At 67.0% G+C, this 19,167-nt stretch carries 20 protein-coding genes; 10 read left to right on the top strand and 10 right to left on the bottom strand.

The features are described from left to right. Positions 1–6: 6 nt before the first annotated feature. On the bottom strand, positions 7–585 hold the full coding sequence (locus IBX22_RS28635) for a TetR/AcrR family transcriptional regulator (protein ID WP_194818788.1): 579 nt from the start codon (positions 583–585) through the stop codon (positions 7–9). A gap of 47 nt (positions 586–632) precedes the next feature. Between IBX22_RS28635 and IBX22_RS28630 the strand changes: the two genes are divergently transcribed. Further along, positions 633–1,472, top strand: a complete 840-nt coding sequence (locus tag IBX22_RS28630; protein ID WP_194818787.1) for a phytanoyl-CoA dioxygenase family protein — start codon at positions 633–635, stop codon at positions 1,470–1,472. A 188-nt stretch (positions 1,473–1,660) separates the two neighbouring features. After that, a complete protein-coding gene (locus IBX22_RS28625) occupies positions 1,661–2,239 on the top strand; it encodes a hypothetical protein (RefSeq protein WP_194818786.1) in 579 nt (192 codons plus the stop codon). A gap of 52 nt (positions 2,240–2,291) precedes the next feature. Here IBX22_RS28625 and IBX22_RS28620 read toward each other — a convergent pair whose 3' ends face one another. Continuing rightward, positions 2,292–2,744: a nitroreductase/quinone reductase family protein gene (locus IBX22_RS28620; RefSeq protein ID WP_194818785.1), complete on the bottom strand. Its 453-nt coding sequence runs from the start codon at positions 2,742–2,744 to the stop codon at positions 2,292–2,294. 171 nt (positions 2,745–2,915) lie between these two features. On the opposite strand from IBX22_RS28620, the gene IBX22_RS28615 reads away from it, so the two are divergent. The 5 genes from IBX22_RS28615 (at position 2,916) to IBX22_RS28595 (ending at position 6,413) form a co-directional block, all read left to right on the top strand. Next, a complete protein-coding gene (locus tag IBX22_RS28615) occupies positions 2,916–3,389 on the top strand; it encodes a carboxymuconolactone decarboxylase family protein (protein WP_194818784.1) in 474 nt (157 codons plus the stop codon). 137 nt (positions 3,390–3,526) lie between these two features. Beyond that, the gene (locus tag IBX22_RS28610; RefSeq protein ID WP_194818783.1) at positions 3,527–4,060 is read left to right on the top strand and encodes a hypothetical protein; all 534 of its coding nucleotides are present in this window, start codon (positions 3,527–3,529) and stop codon (positions 4,058–4,060) included. A 176-nt stretch (positions 4,061–4,236) separates the two neighbouring features. Beyond that, positions 4,237–4,389, top strand: coding sequence for a hypothetical protein (locus IBX22_RS28605; protein WP_194818782.1), 153 nt, complete (start codon positions 4,237–4,239; stop codon positions 4,387–4,389). Positions 4,390–4,499: 110 nt separating this feature from the next. Continuing rightward, positions 4,500–5,861: a M20/M25/M40 family metallo-hydrolase gene (locus IBX22_RS28600; RefSeq protein WP_194818781.1), complete on the top strand. Its 1,362-nt coding sequence runs from the start codon at positions 4,500–4,502 to the stop codon at positions 5,859–5,861. Between the two features lie 24 nt (positions 5,862–5,885). Further along, positions 5,886–6,413, top strand: a complete 528-nt coding sequence (locus IBX22_RS28595) for a YbhB/YbcL family Raf kinase inhibitor-like protein (protein ID WP_194818780.1) — start codon at positions 5,886–5,888, stop codon at positions 6,411–6,413. A gap of 60 nt (positions 6,414–6,473) precedes the next feature. Here IBX22_RS28595 and IBX22_RS28590 read toward each other — a convergent pair whose 3' ends face one another. The 3 genes from IBX22_RS28590 to IBX22_RS28580 form a co-directional block, all read right to left on the bottom strand. Further along, entirely contained in the window at positions 6,474–8,306 is a 1,833-nt protein-coding gene (locus IBX22_RS28590) for a long-chain fatty acid--CoA ligase (protein WP_194818779.1), read from the bottom strand. Positions 8,307–8,465: 159 nt separating this feature from the next. Then, positions 8,466–9,242 (bottom strand): GTP cyclohydrolase II, encoded by a 777-nt coding sequence (locus tag IBX22_RS28585; RefSeq protein WP_194818778.1) that lies wholly within the window; start codon positions 9,240–9,242, stop codon positions 8,466–8,468. Positions 9,243–9,370: 128 nt separating this feature from the next. Further along, on the bottom strand, positions 9,371–10,924 hold the full coding sequence (locus tag IBX22_RS28580) for a PfkB family carbohydrate kinase (protein WP_194818777.1): 1,554 nt from the start codon (positions 10,922–10,924) through the stop codon (positions 9,371–9,373). A 507-nt stretch (positions 10,925–11,431) separates the two neighbouring features. Between IBX22_RS28580 and IBX22_RS28575 the strand changes: the two genes are divergently transcribed. Both IBX22_RS28575 and IBX22_RS28570 read left to right on the top strand, forming a co-directional pair. Continuing rightward, a complete protein-coding gene (locus IBX22_RS28575; protein ID WP_194818776.1) occupies positions 11,432–11,698 on the top strand; it encodes a hypothetical protein in 267 nt (88 codons plus the stop codon). A 17-nt stretch (positions 11,699–11,715) separates the two neighbouring features. Further along, positions 11,716–12,075, top strand: a complete 360-nt coding sequence (locus IBX22_RS28570) for a hypothetical protein (protein ID WP_194818775.1) — start codon at positions 11,716–11,718, stop codon at positions 12,073–12,075. 94 nt (positions 12,076–12,169) lie between these two features. Here the strand turns inward: IBX22_RS28570 and IBX22_RS28565 are convergent, their stop codons facing one another. From IBX22_RS28565 to IBX22_RS28545, 5 genes are all read right to left on the bottom strand, one after another. Beyond that, the gene (locus tag IBX22_RS28565) at positions 12,170–13,642 is read right to left on the bottom strand and encodes a PfkB family carbohydrate kinase (protein ID WP_194818774.1); all 1,473 of its coding nucleotides are present in this window, start codon (positions 13,640–13,642) and stop codon (positions 12,170–12,172) included. A gap of 56 nt (positions 13,643–13,698) precedes the next feature. Further along, positions 13,699–14,775, bottom strand: a complete 1,077-nt coding sequence (locus IBX22_RS28560) for a quinone-dependent dihydroorotate dehydrogenase (RefSeq protein WP_194818773.1) — start codon at positions 14,773–14,775, stop codon at positions 13,699–13,701. A gap of 5 nt (positions 14,776–14,780) precedes the next feature. Further along, entirely contained in the window at positions 14,781–15,029 is a 249-nt protein-coding gene (locus IBX22_RS28555; protein ID WP_194818772.1) for a DUF5703 family protein, read from the bottom strand. Position 15,030: 1 nt separating this feature from the next. Then, positions 15,031–16,029, bottom strand: coding sequence for a hypothetical protein (locus IBX22_RS28550; RefSeq protein WP_194818771.1), 999 nt, complete (start codon positions 16,027–16,029; stop codon positions 15,031–15,033). A gap of 186 nt (positions 16,030–16,215) precedes the next feature. Next, a complete protein-coding gene (locus IBX22_RS28545) occupies positions 16,216–17,370 on the bottom strand; it encodes an asparaginase (protein WP_194818770.1) in 1,155 nt (384 codons plus the stop codon). A 161-nt stretch (positions 17,371–17,531) separates the two neighbouring features. Between IBX22_RS28545 and IBX22_RS28540 the strand changes: the two genes are divergently transcribed. Further along, positions 17,532–19,166, top strand: coding sequence for a bifunctional aspartate transaminase/aspartate 4-decarboxylase (locus IBX22_RS28540; protein ID WP_194818769.1), 1,635 nt, complete (start codon positions 17,532–17,534; stop codon positions 19,164–19,166). Position 19,167 lies beyond the last annotated feature (1 nt).

Below are 19,167 nucleotides of genomic sequence, written 5' to 3'. Positions count from 1 at the left end.
GGCGAACTATCGGATCGTCAGCGCACCGGCGATGACGTCCCACAGCCGTGCCGCCGCGTCGTCGGTGGTCGGGCGGGGGTTGCGGCGGAGTTGGTCGTCGATGCCGTAGCGGAGGGCGCCGATGATGCAGGCGCCGGCCAGGTCGGCGTCGATGGTGGGGGAGATGTCGCCATCGCGCTGGCCGCGGCGGATGTTGTGGGCGGCGGCGGTGGCGAGGCGGTCCAGGGCGCCGGATTCGAGCTCGGCGAGTTCGGGTTCCCGGACGATCCGGGTGAGCAGGAGTTCGGCCAGGGGGTCGGCGAAGTGGTAGTCGACGAAGTGGTGGGTGCGGACGCGTTCGCGCTCGCCCCAGGCCACACCGGTGGGCAGGGTGTCGTCGGCGATCGCCGCGACCAATCCCGCGTGGAACTGCTCGTAAACCGCTACCAGCAGACCGGCTTTGGAGCCGAAGTGGTGATAGAGGGCGCCGGTGCTGAGGCCGGAGCGGCGTTTGAGCGAGTGCAGGTCGACGTGGCCGTTGCCGTCGAGGAGTTCGGCGCGGGCGGCGTCGAGCAACTGTTGACGTCCCAGGGGTGCGCGTGCCACAGTCGGACGATAACAGAACTCGGTTATGTTTTGGATCGGAGGGCGTCATGGACGCCGAGGTTTCGTCCGTCGTCGACCTGGCCGGTGATCTGGCCGGGAAATATCGGCGCACCGAAAGCAGTGGCAGCACAGTGGATCCGGCCGTGGTGGACGCGGATCTGGCCGCGGTGCGCCGGGACGGCTATGTGATTCTGGAGAACCTGCTGGGCCCCGAGCAGCTACAGGAGATTCGTCGTGAGGTGCGGCCGATATTGGACCGGACCGGGCGCAACAACTTCGAAGGCCATGCCACGCAACGGATCTACAGCGTGCTGAACAAGACGCGCAGCTGTGATCGCATCGTCGATCATCCACGGGTGCTGGCGTTGCTGGACCGATTGTTCCTGCCGAACTATCTGCTGTCGATGCTGCAGGTGATCAATATCCTGCCGGGGGAGTCCGCGCAGATGCTGCACACCGACGACGGCTTCTATCCGCTGCCGCGCCCGCGTCCGGCGCTGGGCGCCGCAACCATCTGGGCCATCGACGATTTCACGGCCGACAACGGCGCCACCGACGTCGTGGCGGGCAGTCACGAGTGGGGTGATCAGCTGCCTCCGGCCGACGCGGAGCGCATCCCGGTGGTCATGCCCACCGGGTCCTGTGTGTTCTTTGTGGGCACCCTCTGGCACGGCGGCGGCGAGAACCGCTCGCCCGATCCGCGCCTGGCGCTCACAGCCCAGTACTGCGAACCGTGGCTGCGCCCGCAGGAAGCGTTCACGCTCTCCACACCGCGCGAGGTGGTGCGCGTCGTCAGCGAGGACATTCGCCGCATGCTGGGCTACAGCATCCATCCGCCGTTCATCGGGCAGGTCGACGGCATGCACCCCAAACGCCTTCTGGAGTAGAGCAATTCAGCTCGAGTCCTCCCAATATGGCAGCGCGGGGACGTGCAGACCAGGGGAGCGCATCGGCCCGCCGGTCGGACCCCGATACTTCCAGGCTGTAACAAAGTGTCGGTAGCTCCGAATAGCAAGGAGCACTTGCTGTTTGGATGGGTCGGGTTGGGCTGCCGGTGGCAGCGAGGAAGAGGTGGATGATGCGAAGAGGTCCTCGATTACGGGCGACGCTGGGCGTGATACTGGCCCTGATAGTCATGGTGCTGACGGCAACGGCGTGCACGTCGACGGAATCCGGCTCGGCCGGCCCGGAGTCGAGTTCGGTGACCAAGACCTCGGTCTCGGCGACCAAGACCACGACGACGACACCGGCGAAACCGCCTGCGGCGGCTGAGGATCCGGCCGTCGAGCCGAACACTCCGGGTGCGCGAGCGCCCGCGCCGCAGCAGGTGACGACTGCGCCCGGCACCGACAACTGCGGTCCCGGGACCTGCGGTAATCCGGTCCCGACGACGCCGCCCGGTGGCGGCACCGACGAATGCGGGATCATCGTCTGCGGTGAATGGCAGAAGTGCACGGACCGGCTCGATTACACCGGTGACCCGCGCTCGGCCGACGAGATCAACGCGCTGGAGAAGGACGGCAGGTGCCCGTGGCCGATCAAGGCCACCACCACCAGCTCGCCGACGAACCCGCCGGAGGCCACAGTGACCACGTCCTCCGCGGCACCGACGACGGAGACCACGTCGTCGCCCGCACCGACAACCACGAAATAGCTCCACGCAGCACCTGGGCCGGTCCGGATCATCCGGGCCGGCCCAGCGTCGTTCAACGCGGTTCGAGTACCACGACGGCGGTTTCCGATGATCGCCGCGCGGCGAATCCATCGAGATCGGTGTCGATCTCACGCCACCTGTCCCACAACCGCACTCGCTCCTCGCCCACGGCCGCGCGCCCGTGCACCGCCCGCGAACTGCCCTTCAGCCGCACGGTCACCTCCGGCTGCGCCTGCAGGTTGAGCCACCACGCCGGTTCCCCCTCGCCCCACCCGTTCATCGCCAGGGTGACCAGATTCGGGCCGTCCTCGAAATAGCCGAGCATCACGCTGCGCTGCTGACCGGTGCGCCGCCCAACAGTGGTGAGCCGCATCGTCCCCCAGTGGTTGCGGTCCTTGGGGTGACCCAACCCGACCCGGCCGCCGGTAACGCGATAGAGCCCACGGTGGGTGTACCAGGCGAGAACGATGAACCAGCGGGGCGGGACATAAGGCTTGCGCGACATGGGATCACTGTCCGCCGGTGCGCGGCCGCGCGCATCGGGGCGACCCCGGATTCGCACCCTGAGATGCGGGTGGCGGTCCTCACATCCAGCAGCTGTCACATTCCGGGACTCCCGTTTGTCTCATGGACAGCTGCCGCCGGAGAAGGCGGCGCCGAAAGTAGGGACAGGACAATGGAACCACGCATCAACCTCTTCGCCAGCGAGCTCGCCATGAAGTTCGGCAAGCGCATCGTCAATGCCAGCCAGGTCTACCTGAACGGCCCGGTGCCGAACTCCACCATGCATCTGCTCGAGATCCGGGCCAGCCAGATCAACGGCTGCGGGTTCTGCGTCGATATGCACACCAAAGACGCTGCCGCCGAGGGCGAGACCTCGGTGCGCCTGAACCTGATCGCCGCGTGGCGCGAGGCGACCGTCTTCACCGACGCCGAGCGGGCCGCGCTCGCCCTGGCCGAGGAAGGCACTCGGCTGGCCGACACTCACCAGGGTGTCAGCGACAACACCTGGGCGCTGGTGCGCAAGCACTACGACGACGAGCAGATCGCCGCTTTGATCTCGGCGGTCGCCCTGATCAACGCCTTCAACCGGATGAATGTGATCGCGCGGATGCCCGCCGGTGGCTACGAGCCCGGCATGCTGCACTGAAAGGCCTAACTTTGTCGCAGCATTCGTAATGCCTAATAAAGAGAAAATCGGAAACGCCGCAATTTCGGGTCCCAAGGGCGCGTACACCGATCTATTAGCATTCCCGAGCGAACCGAACCAACCAGAAAGGGATTTGAATGCGCATCGCAGGATTGTTCTCGATAACTGGAGTGTTTGCGGCCGCGACGGCCGGTTTTGTAGCTCTGCCCGCAGGGGAAGCCGCCGCTGAAGTTCCGGCGTCTTCGGTGGTGCTGGCCGCCGCCGACGACGATATGACGGCTCTCGAGACGTTGATCAACAAGCTCACCGGCGCACCGGACGACGCAGAGCCGGAGGAGGAAGGCGCGCCGGCGGAGGAAGGCGCAGAGGGTCAGCAGGCCCCGAAGGACGAGCAGGCGCCGAAGGCCGAGGAGGGCGCGGAGGCTGAGCAGGCCCCGAAGGTCGAGCAGGGCACGGAGGCTGAACAGGGTACAAGCCCTGAGCAGACCCCGAAGGACACGCGGGGCCCGAAGTCCGAGCAAGGCGTGGTGCCTGAGGAGGACGAGGACGTGGAGCCCAAGCCCGAGGAGTCAAGCACCGGCGACTCCACCGAGAACGGCGGGGAAGCGGGAGACGACGAAGAAGAGGCCGAGGCGAGCGCTAGAGCACACACCGGTAGCGCCGGAAACTAATCCGGCCCGAAATTGCGCTGGTACGAGGCCCCCGATCCCGCCAGATCGGGGGCCTCGCGTATTTCCCGACCGATACCGAGTCGAGGCCGGGGAAACGCCGCGACCATCCCCGGTATGCCTCGCCCGCGGACTTAATATTCCGGCCAGGACGAACACATACACCGAAAAGGAGTGGCATGCGTTACGCACGGACATTCGCGATTACTGGTGTGGTTTCTGTTCTGATGACGGCAATCGGTCTCGCACTCGCCGAGGCCGAGGCCGCACCTATTTCCGAGCAGAACTGTCCGGCCGCCATTGCGTGCCCGCAGCACGAATTGGCGCGCTGAGCGAGTAATTCCGCGCGCCGGCCCGGAGGCGAGAGTTCCGCTCGAGCGGATCGGAACTCCACCTCCGGTCCTCGCTGCGGCGCGTCCGCCCAGGATGGTAGGAAAGGGGCGTGTCCGCAAACGGTGAACGTCCCGATCCCCACGGCAGGTCTCGCGCGGAAGCCGAGGTAGTAGAGCTGGTCAGCGCGCTGATCAGATTCGACACCTCCAACACCGGCGAGCTGGAAACCACCAAGGGCGAGCGCGAGTGTGCGCAGTGGGTCGCCGACCAGTTGCATCAGGTGGGTTACACCACCGAGTACGTCGAGTCCGGGCAGCCGGGGCGCGGAAATGTGTTCGCGCGCTTGCCAGGCGCCGATTCCAGCCGCGGTGCGCTGCTCATGCACGGCCACCTCGACGTGGTACCCGCTGAGGCCTCCGATTGGAGCGTGCACCCGTTCTCCGGCGCTGTCCGCGACGGCTATGTGTGGGGCCGCGGCGCGATCGACATGAAGGACATGGTCGGCATGATGCTGGCCCTGGCCCGCCAGTTCAAGGCCGAGGGCACCGTCCCGCCGCGCGATATCGTCTTCGCGTTCCTGGCCGACGAGGAGGCCGGTGGCAAGTGGGGATCGCAGTGGCTGGTGGACAACCGGCCCGACCTGTTCGAAGGCGTCACCGAGGCCGTGGGGGAGGTCGGCGGGTTCTCGCTGACCGTGCCGCGCCCGGACGGCACCGAACGCCGCCTGTATCTGGTCGAGACGGCCGAGAAAGGCCTGGGCTGGATGCGGTTGCGCGCCAAGGCCCGGGCCGGGCACGGCTCGTTCCTGCACGAGGACAACGCGGTCACCATTCTCGCCGACGCGGTCGCGCGCCTCGGTAAGCACACCTTCCCGCTGGTGCTCTCGGATTCGGTGGCGGAGTTCCTGGCCGCGGTCGCCGAGGAGACGGGCCTGCAATTCGATCCGCACAGCCCCGATATCGAAGGCCAGCTCGCCAAACTCGGCACCATTTCCCGCATCATCGGCGCCACCCTGCGCGACACGGCCAACCCGACCATGCTCAACGCCGGGTACAAGGCCAATGTCATCCCGCAGACCGCCGAAGCGGTGGTCGACTGCCGGGTGGTTCCGGGCCGCCAGGCCGAGTTCGAACGTGAGGTCGACGAGCTGATCGGCCCCGACGTGGAACGCGAGTGGATCACCAAACTCGACTCCTACGAAACCACGTTCGACGGGCACCTCGTCGATGCCATGAACGACGCGATCCTGGCCCACGATCCGCAGGGCCGCACCGTGCCGTACATGCTCTCCGGCGGCACCGACGCGAAAGCCTTCGCCCGCTTGGGTATTCGCTGCTTCGGATTCGCGCCGCTGCAACTGCCGCCGGACCTGGATTTCACTGCCCTGTTCCACGGCGTGGACGAACGGGTTCCGGTGGAGGCACTCGAATTCGGCACCCGAGTGCTGGAACACTTCCTGTTGCACAGCTGATCTCATCGAAGTAGAAGGGGAACCATGACCTACAACCCGTACGACGCGCTTCCGCAGGTACCGAGCTTCACCGTCACCTCCGCCGATATCGAGGACGGCCAGACCCTGGGCAACGATCAGGTCAGCGATGTCCTGGGCGCCGGCGGCAAGGACATCTCCCCGCAGCTGTCCTGGTCCGGATTCCCCGCGGAGACAAAGAGTTTCGCGGTCACCGTCTACGACCCGGACGCCCCTACCGCCTCCGGTTTCTGGCACTGGGCCGTGGCGAACATCCCGGTGAGCACCACCTCGCTGCCGACCGGCGCGGGCAGCAAGGGCGGCAGCCTGCCCGCGGGCGCGCTGAACCTGCGCAACGACGCCGGGTTCCCCGGTTTCGTCGGCGCTGCCCCGCCGCAGGGCCACGGCCCGCACCGCTATTTCGTCGTCGTGCACGCCGTCGACGTGGAGAAGCTCGACATCGATGAGAACGTCGCGCCCGCGGTGCTCGGATTCAACCTGTTCTTCCACACCCTGGGCCGCGCCACCCTGATCGGCAAGTACGAGATCGAGTGAGGTCCTGACACGACGGTGGCCCCGGGCGAAATGCCCGGGGCCACCGTCGTTTTCAGAGAACTACTTGAGGTCGATGACGGTCGCCGGGGCGTCCTTCTCGTAGAGCGAAGCGATCTCCGCGCCGTACTTGGCGGCGATCGGGTTGCGCTTGAGCTTCATGGTCGGGGTGAGCTCCTCGCCGCCCGGCTCCCACGGCTGCGGGACCACGGTGAAGCGCTTGATCTGCTCGACCCGGGACAGCTTCCGGTTGCCCGACTCGACGGCGGCACGCACCTCGTCGAGGATCTCCTTACGGGTGGACAGCGCGGCGAGGTCGTCGCCGGGGACATCCAGCGCCTTGGCGCGCAGGGCGGCGGTGTCGGGATCGAGGGTGATCAGCGCGCCGATGTAAGGCTTGGCCTCACCGATCGCCACCACCTGGCCGATCAGCGAGGACGCCGACTTCACCGAGTTCTCGATATTGGTGGGGGAGATGTTCTTCCCCGCCTCGTTGATGATCAGTTCCTTCTTACGGTCCACGATGCGCACGTAACCGTCGGCGTCGATGGTGGCGACGTCACCTGTGTGCAGCCAGCCGTCGTCGTCGATCGCCTCTTTGGTCTTGTCGGCCTGCTTGCGGTATCCGGGGGTGACGATCGGGCCGCGGCACAGCAGTTCGCCGTCCTCGCCCAGGCGCAGTTCCAGGCCGTCGACCGCGCGGCCGACCGAACCCGGGCGCGGCTTGTCCAGCTCGGTGTAGGTGCCGACACCGCAGGTCTCGGACATGCCCCACACCTCGGTGACGGTGAACCCGAGACCGAGGTAGTACTCGAGGGTCTCCGGCGGGATCGCGGCCGCACCGGAGGCGGCCACCTTCAGGTTGTCCATGCCCAGCGCGGCGCGCAGCTTCGACAGCACGAGCGTGTCCGCGAGCTTGTACTGCAGGCCGAGCACCGGGCCACGGCCCTTGCCGGCCAGGTCGGCGCGGGCCGCCGCGATGCCGGTCTCGATCGCCCAGTTCGCCAGCTTCTTCTTCACCGGGCTCGGCTCGGTGGACAGCTTGCCGTCGATACCGGCCTTGATCTTCTGCCACACCCGCGGCACACCGAAGAACACGGTCGGGCGGGCGTCGGGCAGTGCGGCGGCGATCTCCCGCGGGTCCGGCACGCAGGTGACGAGCATGCCGGTGAGCAGGCTGATGGCGTGCCCGGAGATGCGGTCGGCGACATGCGCGGCCGGCAGGTAGGAGATGGCGCGATCGTCATAGCCGACCCGCAGCGGGCCGTTGACCAGCGCGATGATCTGGGCCAGCACGTTGCGGTGGGTGATCTCCACGCCCTTGGACGGGCCGGTGGTGCCTGAGGTGTAGATCAGGGTGGCCAGGTCGCCGGGGTTGACGGCTTTCCAGGACTCGTCGAAGTCGAAGTCCAGCAGCGGATCCGCCTCCACGGCCGTCAGGTCGAGCGCGCCCTCGGCCGGGCCGTCGACGACCACGATGTGCTCGAGCTCGACGCCCGCCGCCCGGATGGTGTCCAGGAAGGCGCGCTCGGTGATCACGACCTTGTTCTCGGCGTTGGTGAACAGGTGCGTGATCTGCTCGGGCGAGCTGGTGTTGTAGATGGAGAACGGCGTGGCGCCCAGGTGCAACGCGGCGGTGTCGACCAGGTTGAACTCCGGCCGGTTGGTGAGCATGATGCCGACGGTGTCGCCGTGGCCGATACCCAGCTTCGCCAGACCCGCGGCGATAACCCGGACCCGGTCGCCGTACTGCTGCCAGCTGAACTCGGTGGTGCCGCCGACCGTCCGCAACGCGATGGCGTCGGGCCGCAGCTTGATCGTCTCCTGGAACGCCTCGGGAACGGTATAGACCGTCTTGCCGGACTCGTGCGCGAAACCGATTTCTGTTGTGCTCATTTTCCTGTTCCCGATAGCTCTGTCTGAGAACCGACCTCGATCCGCCTCGCCGTCGCTGACACAGTGTGCAGAAGGTTGTGTCATCAACTCACGGTTCGGCGCGTCATCGAGTGGCGCGGCTCACTTATCGTAACCAAAGAAACAGTAAAGTGGCGGTCGTTACCCCGAGGTCGCGACCAAACCGGCCTTTCGCGCCCGTCGGCGGGCGGTGAAACCGCCCTCGCGGGAGAACCACAACCAGTGGATACGGCGCTTGCGCGGGTCATCGGGCAGTGCGGGAAGAATCGCGGTGTCCTCGATCGCGATGGATGCCTCGATCGCCCAGGGCGCCTCGGCCTCGACCGGAATCCAGTGCCGTCGTCGTTTGCGCTTGGCCTCCAGGTACTGCCGGGCCCGGGCGCTGCGGGCCCGGGTGAGCAGCGGCACCGCGGTGACGGCGATATTGGCGGCCCGCAGCGCGTGCGCCTTCTCCGGGTTGTTGGTGAGCAGTCGCACCGCGCTCAAGCCCAGTGCGGCAAGGGTTTTCGCGGCCAGCTCGTATGAGCGGGAATCCTCGGGGAAGCCCAGCGTGCGGTAGCTGGTGAAGGTGTCGGCGCCGGTCAGGTCCCCGTCGCGCAGCCCGCGCGCCTTCGCGATCAGCCCGGCGCCCCGGCCCTCCTGCTCCAGGTAGACCAGTACGCCGGAGCCTTCCTCCTGGATCAGATCCATGGCCTTGTCCAACTCGGGGCCGCAATCGCAGTCGTCGGAGCGCAGCGCGTCACCGTAGAGACATCGCGAATGGATCCGGACCAGACAGTCGTCGGCGATCTCGCCGAAGACGAGCACGTAGCCGCCGTCCCGGACGTCGGCTAATTCCAGCACCTGTACGTGCAGTTCGCGACCCTTACGCGTCAACCGGTGAGCGGTTTCGGCAAGGCTCGACGCGGTTCTGATCAAAGTTCCTCCGAAACAGGACAGTGGCAGTGGATCTCGAGGGCAGAGCAGGCAGAGACGATGGCGAGACGATACTGAGCGCCTAACGGCGCGTGACAGCGGGTCTGGCGCGGGAACGCGGCGGTTTCAAATCAACCACCAGCGGTCCCGGTGCCGGGATAGTTGGCGATCCGATCGATCTCGTCCATCAGCGGCATCGTTCCGGCGACCGCGCCGAAGGATTGGGTGGCGGCCATGGCGGCGGTGGCCCATTCGAAATCTGCGCGCTCGGCCTCACGGTCATTGGTGACCAGCCGCGCGGCCAGGGCCGCGGTGAATGCCGCACGCGCGCCGGGCGATTCGTCGAGCTGTGCGGCCATCGGGCGGGCGATATCGATGTCCAGGCCCGCCGATCGCACCTGGCATCGGAAGCCCTCTGCCGTGCACACCGTGGCGACACCCATCGCCAGCAACTGCTGCACCGTCTCGGTGCCGCCGTTGCCGGCCTCGGACGCGCGGGTGCCGAGCGCCGACCGGCCGGTCCGATCGCCCGGTGTCAGCAAGCTGGCCAGCTCGCGGCGGGTGCCGATCAGGTAATCGATTTGGCTCAAATGCCGGTAGAGGTACTGCGGCACATCCAATGGAGGGGTGGGCTGCACCAGTACCCACGGCGGGTCCGAGGCGAGCCGCACCATCTCCAGCACCTGCTCGATGACGGCGAGAGGCTGCTCGAAGGTCATGAGCAGCGCGTCGGATTCGAGGATCGCCTGCCGGGCCGAGGGTTGCTTCAAATCTTCCCGGCTCAACCGGACTGCATCATCGACGCGACCGATCGTCCCCATGCCGCCGGCGGCGTCGATGATGACCGCTGCTATCGGGGTGGGCTCGCCGCGCACGGTTTTCACCAGTTCGGTGTCGACATGCTCCTCGTCGAGTTTGTGCAGAATGCGCTGACCGGCCAGATCGTCTCCGACCGCGGCGAGCAGACGGACCTGGTAGCCCAGCCGCGCGGCGGCGATGGCGCGATTGAGTCCCTTGCCGCCGATCTGTTCCTCGAAACGTCCACGCGCGGGCGGGCCTTCGGCCGAGGGCATCAGATCGGTGCGGTAGATATGGTCGATGACGGCGTCGCCGATGACCGTGACCACGCCCATCTCCGTGCGCGTATGCCGCCGTTTGGCAACCGTTTCCAGCATCGCGGCCGAGGTCGCCGTGCCACGATAGCCGGATTGACTGGTCAACAGTCCGGCGAGCATTGTGACCGCGCGATGTTCGTGCGTGGATCGCAGTGAGCGCACCGTCGGCGGTTCCGGAATCGGGTCGACGCGGAGGTGGGTGTGCAGCAGCTGCCAGTTCTCGGTCAGGAACTCGCGGCGCTGACCGAGGTCGGCACCGTAGAAGCCGTCGAGATCGGCGCCTGCGGGCGGGTTGTCGCGCAGCAGTCCCAATGACAGTGCGGCATCGGCGATCAGGCGTTCGGTGGGCGGCAATTGCCGGGCGAGGTCCCGGACCACGGTTGGTACGACCTGCTCGGGCTCGGCACCTTCGCGGTAGGCTCGATCACGTACCGCCTGCTGGCCCAGCAACGGCTCGACATCGACCACGGTGCGCCGCAAACGGCCTTCACTGTCCACCAGGCCGCGGTGTTTGCCCAGGCGGGTGAGGATGTTTCGCACAGCGGCGGTAGCCGAATCCTGCGGCACCATGGCGCGATCCACTCCTCGAGGTGGTCATTGTTCCAGGGTTGTACCGCGCTCACGATAGGCGGCAATTGCGGGTTTAGCCAGTCTTCGCGCGGTGAATTCCTTCTAAGTCATGACAATTGACGTCAACCGGCGGCATTTGTCAAAGAAATAGTAGCGATGAAGCGCCTGACCAGCCACACTTGAGTCCCAGGCGATACATCGCCCCACCAGGAACTTCGGGAGGGTCTGGTGATGAGAGTGGTTCTCGTGAAACGGCGTATCCGCCGGCGCCGGCAGCACCGGCCCGATACGGAGCTGGAGCCGAACTTCGCCGGCTAGGCGAAGATTCGCCCCCGTTCCTCTGACAACCAGTCCCGTCGTCGCCCTAACGCTTCTGTGTAGATATCGCACGATCAACAGATATCGCGACATTCACCGACCGACTCGGCTCCGCCCGTCGGCCGGGTCTCGCGCACCCAAAAACACGGCAGCACACCGGTTGGCGGCACCGCCTCTCGGGAGACAGTCGTGACCCTCTATGTAACCGAATGGTCCGTGACCAGCGATATCACCACAGAATCGGCCCAGCGGGTGGCCGAGAAGTGGACCAGATCTTGGCGGTTGAGCTGGTTGCCAGACCGACTGCTCACACGTGAACAGGCAATTGCGGGGATGGATCTCGCCGAGATCGTCAGCACCCAGGCATTCCGGCACGACCGGATGGCACATCTTCGAGCCGTCCACTGCGCTGGACAACTCGGAATTCCGTTAGAACAGCTCATCACTGAGCTGTAGCACCCGGAGAGAGCGCAATGATCCGCACCACCGAATGGACCATGACCAGCGATATCACGCCCGAGACGGCGTATCGGTCGACCGGCGACGGCGAGCGAATATGGCGGCTGAGCTGGTTGCCCGACCGACTGCTGACCCGCGAACAGGCGCGGGCCGGAATGGAACTCGACGAAATCCTCAGCGACATCGACTCCGTGCACAACCGGATCGCTCAGGCGCGCGCCGCCGACTGCGCCGCGGAACTCGGTCTGCTCTGGGAACAGGCGGTGATCATGTTGTCCAAGTTGATGATCGCCCGTCTGCAGGTCGAGCAGCTCGAACCCGACGATCCGCCGGTCACCGAGAGATACCGGCACCGGCCGCATCTGGTCGGATAACCGCAGACTCTGCATCGGTGCATCCGATGCGGAAATGGCGGTCGCCGGGCTCGGGGCGGGGTCGAGCCCGGCGGTCGTGTGCCGAGTGCGCGAATTATTCGGCCAGGCGGACGATTCGGTCGATCTGCCCGGCCAGCGGCATCGCGCCCGGCACATCACCGAAGGACTGGGTCGCGACCATGGCCGCGGTGGCCCAGCGGTAATCGGCTTCGGTCGCGGGCCGGCCGGCGGCGATGACGCGATGGACCAGGGCAGCACCGAACGCGGAGTGCGCGCCGGGGGAGTCCTGCAGTGCCGCCGGGAACGGTGTGATCTCCGTACTGACCGCCTCGGAGTGCACCGTGCAGCCGAAGTCCGCGATCTCGCACACCGCCCGCACACCCAGCGCCCGCAACCGCTGCGCGGGATCGGTGCCGGCGTGCAGTTCCACTTCGGGCAGCATCCGGGCCAATTGCTGCGGCGACCCGATCAGGTAGTCGACACTGCCGAGGAACCGGTACAAGTACTGCGGCGTCTCGATCTGCGGCGAGGGATGCAGTACGACCACCGGCGGGGACTTCAGTTCGCGCAGGATGGTCAACACCTGTTCGAGCACGACCATCGGCTGCTCGAAGGTCAACAGCACTGCGTCCGAGCCGGCGACGGTGTCGGTGAACGCGTCGCCCCCGAGCTGCTGGATGCTGGGCCGGATGCGTTCGTCGCGGCAGCCGATGGCACTGGAGGCGCCGGTTCCGGTGATCATGAAAGCGGTCACCGGCGTGCGGGCCCGGGGGACGACCCGGACCAGATCGGTGCCCACGTTCTCCGAGCGCAGATAGTCGCGGATCCAGCGGCCGGCGTCATCGTCGCCGACCGCGGCAACCAGTTGGACCTCGAGCCCCAGCCGCGCCGCGGCGACGGCACGGTTGAGCCCCTTGCCGCCGGGATGGGCTCGAAAGCTGCCGGGCGTCGACGACCCGACCGGCGGGACGTGATCGATGCGGTAGATGTGGTCGAGCACCGCATCGCCGACCACGATGACGACACCCCGGTCGTGGCGCGAACCAGGCTGTGCCGCACCGTTTTCCGAGGCTTTGTCGGCCGGGACGCCGGAGGGCGTGGTAACCAGCAGGTGCGACAGCGCCGTCAACGCCCGCGGTTCACCCTGGGCTCGCAGCGTGCGCACCGCCGGCGCCGGCGGGGTGCGCGGGGCCCGCGTGACCTCGTGTAGCAGCGCCCAATGCGCGGTCAGCGACTCACGCCGGGCGCTGAGCCCCGGCGCGTACAGGCCGTCCAGATCGACGCCCTCGGGCGGGTTCTTGCGGAGCAGGCCCAGGCACAGCACCGCGTCGACGATCAACCGGTCGGTCGAGCGCAATCCGCGCGCGGCCGCGCGCACCACGGCCAGCACGACTTCCTCCGCTGGGGCGCCGGTGCGCTGCGCGTGATGACGCACCACCGGCAGCGAAAGTAGCGGTGCCACATCGACTTCGGTAGTGCGCAGGCGATCCGGGTTCAGGCCGCTGCGTTTACCCAGCCGTGTGAACACCCCGCACAGCACCGCGGTCGCCACGTCCTGCTCGGCCATCGACTACTCCCGGGTGCGGTGCTTTTATGTTGCGCCACACCAGGATTGCACACCGCTCAGGTGCGAGCGACGTTCTCCGCGCCGACCGCCTCGGCCAGGGAGGTGTAGCCGTGCCGGCGCAGGCGTTCGGCGATGCCGCGGTGGATGGTGCGGGCCCAGAACGGGCCGCCGTAGATGAAGCCGGTGAAGCCTTGCAGGAGGCTGGCGCCGGCCAGGATTCGTTCGAAGGCCTGGTCGGCGGTTTCGATGCCGCCGACCGAGATCAGCACCACCTGGTCGCCGACGCGGCCGTAGAGCCGGCGCAGTACTTCGAGCGAGCGGTCGGCGACCGGGGGACCGGACAGGCCGCCCGCGCCCATGGCGGCGACCTCGGCGGCGTCGGTACGCAGTCCGTCGCGGCGGATGGTGGTGTTGGTGGCGACGATGCCGGCCAGGCCCAGTTCGAGGGCCAGGTCGGCGACCGCATCGATGTCGTCGTCGGACAGGTCGGGGGCGATCTTGACCAGCACCGGGACCTGCACGGTGTCGAGCACCGCTTGCAGCACCGGGCGCAGCGATTCGACGGCCTGCAGGTCGCGCAGGCCGGGGGTGTTGGGGGAGCTGACGTTGACGACGACGAAATCGGCGAGCGGGCCCAGCAGGGCGGCGCTGACCGCGTAGTCGGCGGCGGCATCGGCCGGTTCCACGATCTTGGTCTTGCCGATGTTGGCGCCGATCGGCACCGTCGACGGACGCGCACGCAACTGGTCGGCGGCCGCGGCGGCGCCGAAGTTGTTGAAACCCATGCGATTGATCAGGGCGCGGTCGGCGGGCAGCCGGAACAGTCGCGGCGCCGGATTACCCGGCTGCGCCTGCGCGGTGACGGTGCCGATCTCGGCGTAGCCGAAGCCGAGCGGGCCCCACGCGTCGGCACCGTCGGCGTTCTTGTCGAACCCGGCGGCCAGACCCAGCGGCGCCGGGAAGTCGACGCCAAAGACCCGGTTGCGCAGGATCGGGTCGTCGGCCACCAGCACTTTGCGCATGACGACCCGGGCCGGCGCGAACCGCGTGGCCCATTGCATGGCGACGAAAGCCCAGTGATGGATGCGTTCCGTATCGAACAGGAACATCAGGCGCAGCAACGTTGCGTACATCGGCGTCACATCCCCGGCTCGGGCTGGGGTAGCAGCGCGGATTTGCGGCGGCGCAGCAGCACGCGGCGGCTGCCGTCGGTGTAGGCGCGCACGCGCGACAGCTCCCAGCCACCGAACTCGGCCTGGATCGCCAGGCGCATGGAGGCGGTCACCCGATTCATATCCTTAGGTAGTCGCAACGGCACATACTCGTAGTCGTCGCTGGTGTTTTCCGCCCAGCTCGCCGGTAAAGCGCGGGAGTGTGTCGGCGCCAATTCACTGCCCTCTCTTCCGCTGATCCGCCCGGATCCGCTGCAGCCCGTCACCGGTCGCGGAACCGACGAACAGGTCGCCGGTGCGCTCGTCGACGGTCACCGAGTTGGGCTGGCGTACCGCCGGGTAGCGGCCCACCTCCACCGGTATACCCGTCGAGAGATCGAATCCCACAACTTCGTTGCTCTGCGTACACGTCACCCACACGGTCTCCGACCGCCGATCGTATGCAAGTGCGTAAGGCGACGATCCTACCGGGAACCGCTGCCGCAGGAGCAGCGGTCCGGTGCTGTAGACCAGCAATTCGTTATCGGCGGAGTCGATGACCAGCACGCGGCCGAAGTGGTCGGTGATCATGTTGGTGGCGCCGTCGCCCGCGCGCTGGGCCAGGCCGAGGGTGTCTTCGGACGGGTCGATCTCGGTGAGCGAGGACTGCCGCCGGTCCAGGACCGTGATGCGATTCGGGGTCTGGGCGAGCACGTCGGCCGAGACGAGACCGGACACGGTGCGCACGAGCGCGCCATCGGCGGCCAAGGTGCGTACCCGGCCGTCCGCGGTGCCCGCGAGGATATTGCCGTCGGGGTTGTGGTGCACCGAGCGCACATCGCCCTCGACCGGGATCTCGCTGGTCTTCGCGCTCGCCACATCGACGCGCACGATCCGCTGCGGCGCGGCGACGAGGATTTCCCCGGACTTGCCCGCGGCCAGGCTCGCGCCCGGCGCGGGGAGTGCGACGGTGCGCACCGCATCGGTGGCGGGGTCGATCAGCAGCAGGGTGGCGCCGTCGAGCGCGGCGAGCTGTCCGGTGCCGGGCTCGGCGACGAGCGCGGAAATCGCGCGGCCGAGCGGAACAACCTGTCCGGCAGGGGCGATGGTCGGCGCGGGAGCGACTGCGGCAGTAGCGGGTTCGCGGGTCGGCGTATTCGGCTTCTCGTCGCTGGAGGAACACCCGGTCAGCAACAGCAGCGTCGCCGCACTCGCAAGCGCCAACGGGACGCGCACACCGAACTCCTTTACACAACCGGGGTCAACCCCACTATCTGACCATGGTGGCGCACCTATACCACCGACCGGGGTGCGGCGCGGCGGAACCCGCGTGATCGGGGTCACCGCGCAGGAGTCGGGCGACTGCGGAAGTCCGCGTCAGCGATCGCCGTGCGGGTGTCGGCCTATGCCGGCGGGATCGGTTCAGCTGTCGGCGAAGTTCTGCTGGACTTTCGCCGGGTCGGTGATTCCGTTGACGAGCAGTAGTTGCAACAGGATTCGGGACTTGGCCGGGTTCAGGCCGAGGGCGGAGACGGTGCCGAGTTGATCGTCGTTGAGTTCGGCGTTGCGGACGACGCTGCCGGAACCGACTCGGCTGGAACGCACTACGAGCACGCCCTTCTTGGCGGCGCCGCTGAGCGCGTCGACGACCGGTTTCGCGGTGTTGCCGTCGCCGACGCCTGCCAGGACGATGCCCTGCGCGCCGTGGCCGAGGGAGTCGTTGACCTGGGTGGCGTCCATGCCCGCGTGCGAGTAGACGATGTCGACGCGGGGCAGCGGGGATTTGCCCGGGACCGGGAAGGTCAGGCGCGGCTGCTGGGCGGCGGGCCCGGAGAATTGGACCGCGGCGGCGTCGACATGACCGATCGGCCCGCGGTTGGGTGAGGCGAAGGTTTGCACGCTGGTGGTGTTGGTCTTGGTCACGTCGTCGGCGGCATGGATGGTGTCGTTGAGCACGACCATGGTGCCGCGACCGCGGGCTTCCGGGACGGCCGCGACCTGAACGGCCGAGCGCAGGTTGGCCGGACCGTCGGCGCTCAGCGCGGTCGACGGACGCATCGATCCGACCAGCACGACCGGCTTGTCGCTGGCGACCACGTGATCGAGGAAGAACGCGGTTTCCTCGATGGTGTCGGTGCCGTGGGTGACCACCACGCCGTCGGCCTTGTCGTCGGCGAAGATCTGGTTGATCTTGGTGGCCAGGGCCAGCCAGACCTCGTCGTTCATGTCCTGGCTACCGATATTGGAGACCTGCACGGCGTCCAGCTTCGCGATCTTGTCGAGACCGGGTACGGCGTCGATGAGGTCCTGTGCGGTCGCCTGGCCCGCCGTGTAGCCGACCGCGGAGTTGGCGTTGGCCTTGCCGGCGATGGTGCCTCCGGTCGCCAGGATGGTGATGCGGGGGAGGTTGGCGGGAACCGGTGCCTCGCTGGTCTTTCCGTCAGTGGGCTGAGTTGCGGCGGCGGAGGAGGGCGCGGCAGCCGGGGCGGGATCGCCGGAATCGCTCGCGCATCCCGCGACCAGGATTGCCGAGCAGGCCGCGAGGCCGGCGACACGGAGAATGGTCTTTCGCGCCATCGTGATCTCCTTCGGTACTGGCAGCACACAGGTCACACTCGGTAGCGGCAACAGCTTAGTGGCAAATTTTCAGCAAATGCACGCGATTCGTCCAGAATCGGGGCATCCTGGTATCCGCTGGACACGGGATCGACCGGACTTCGATATACGGAGGGTGGACGATGAGCGTCGAAAACGAGGTCGATCGCAGGACTGAGAAGAAGTGGGAGCGGCTCAGCCCGTTCGAACTGAAAGACGAGCTCATCGAGCTGGCCGATGAGCATATGAAAAAGACCGCGCACGCGATGATCAACGCGGGCCGCGGTAACCCGAATTGGACGTCGGTCGTCGCTCGGTCGGCTTTCTACCTGCTCGGCCGCTTCGCCGTCGCCGAGGCCAAACGGGACTGGGACGAATTCCCGGGGTTGGCGGGCATGCCCCAGCCCAAAGGCATCGCGGCGCGATTCGACGCATTCCTCACCGCGGAGCCCGAAGGTGACGAGGTGAAGCTGCTGCGCGACGCTGTCGACTACGGCACCCGCACGCTGGGTTTCGCCCCTGACGACTGGGTGGGCGAGCTGGCCGATGCGATCCACGGCGACCACTACCCGGTGCCGGACCGCATGCTGACCCACATCGAACAGGTCGTGCACGCCTATCTCGACCTCGCGATGGGCGGCGCGCCGGCGGGCGGCTGGGACCTGTTCGCCACCGAAGGCGGCACCGCCGCCATGTGCTATCTATTCGACAGCTGTGTGGTGAATGGGATTCTCGCGCCCGGTGACCGCATCGCGATCATGACTCCGATCTTCACTCCGTATCTGGAGATTCCGCATCTGGAGCGCTATCAATTCGACGTGGTCGAGGTGCGGGCCTCGAAAACCGCCCCCGACGGCATGCACACCTGGCAGTACCCCGACACCGAGATCGAGAAGCTCACCGACCCGAGCGTCAAGGCGTTGTTCCTGGTCAATCCTTCGAATCCGCCCTCGGTGATGCTGGATTCCGCGACGCTCGAGCGGATCGCGCAGATCGCGTCGAAAGAGAACCCGAACCTCACGATCATCACCGACGACGTGTACGGCACCTTCGTCGACGGCTTCCAATCGCTGATGTCGGCCGCGGCGGCCAACACCATCGGCGTCTATTCCTTCAGCAAGTATTTCGGTTGCACCGGTTGGCGTTTGGGCGTCATCGCGGTGGCCAAGGACAATGCCTTCGACGCGCGGATCGCGAAATTGCCCGCCGCGGAGCGGGATCGCCTCAACAAGCGGTATTCCACCATCGCGCTCGAACCGGCGAAGCTCAAGTTCATCGACCGCATGGTCGCCGATTCCCGCGACGTGGCGCTCAACCACACCGCCGGATTGTCTACGCCGCAACAGGTTCAGATGGCGTTGTTCGCGCTGTCGGATCTGCTGGACAAAGACGCGCGGCACAAGCAGGACTGTGAGGCGATCATCGCCCGCCGCCTGCGGACCCTGTGCGAGAGCCTGCAGGTTCCGGAGCCGCAGGACCCGAACGCCGCCAACTATTACGTCGAACTCGACCTGATGATGTGGGTGAAACAGCACTGGAGCCACGAATTCGCCCAGTGGCTCGCCGCCGAGCACGAACCGGTGGACCCGGTGTTCCGGCTGGCCGAACAGGGCTCGATCGTGCTGCTCAACGGCGGCGGATTCGATGGACCGGAATGGTCGGTGCGGGTTTCGCTGGCGAATCTCCGGCAGGACAGCTACGCCGAGATCGGGCACTGGCTGCGCGAAATCATGGATGAGTACCACCGCGAGTTCCAGAGCCGCACCACCACGCGCTGAC

This window comes from Nocardia sp. XZ_19_385, assembly GCF_015355755.1.
Classification (GTDB): domain Bacteria; phylum Actinomycetota; class Actinomycetes; order Mycobacteriales; family Mycobacteriaceae; genus Nocardia.
The sequence above is the reverse complement of the archived record's forward strand: the minus strand, read 5'-3'. Positions and strand labels throughout refer to the sequence as shown.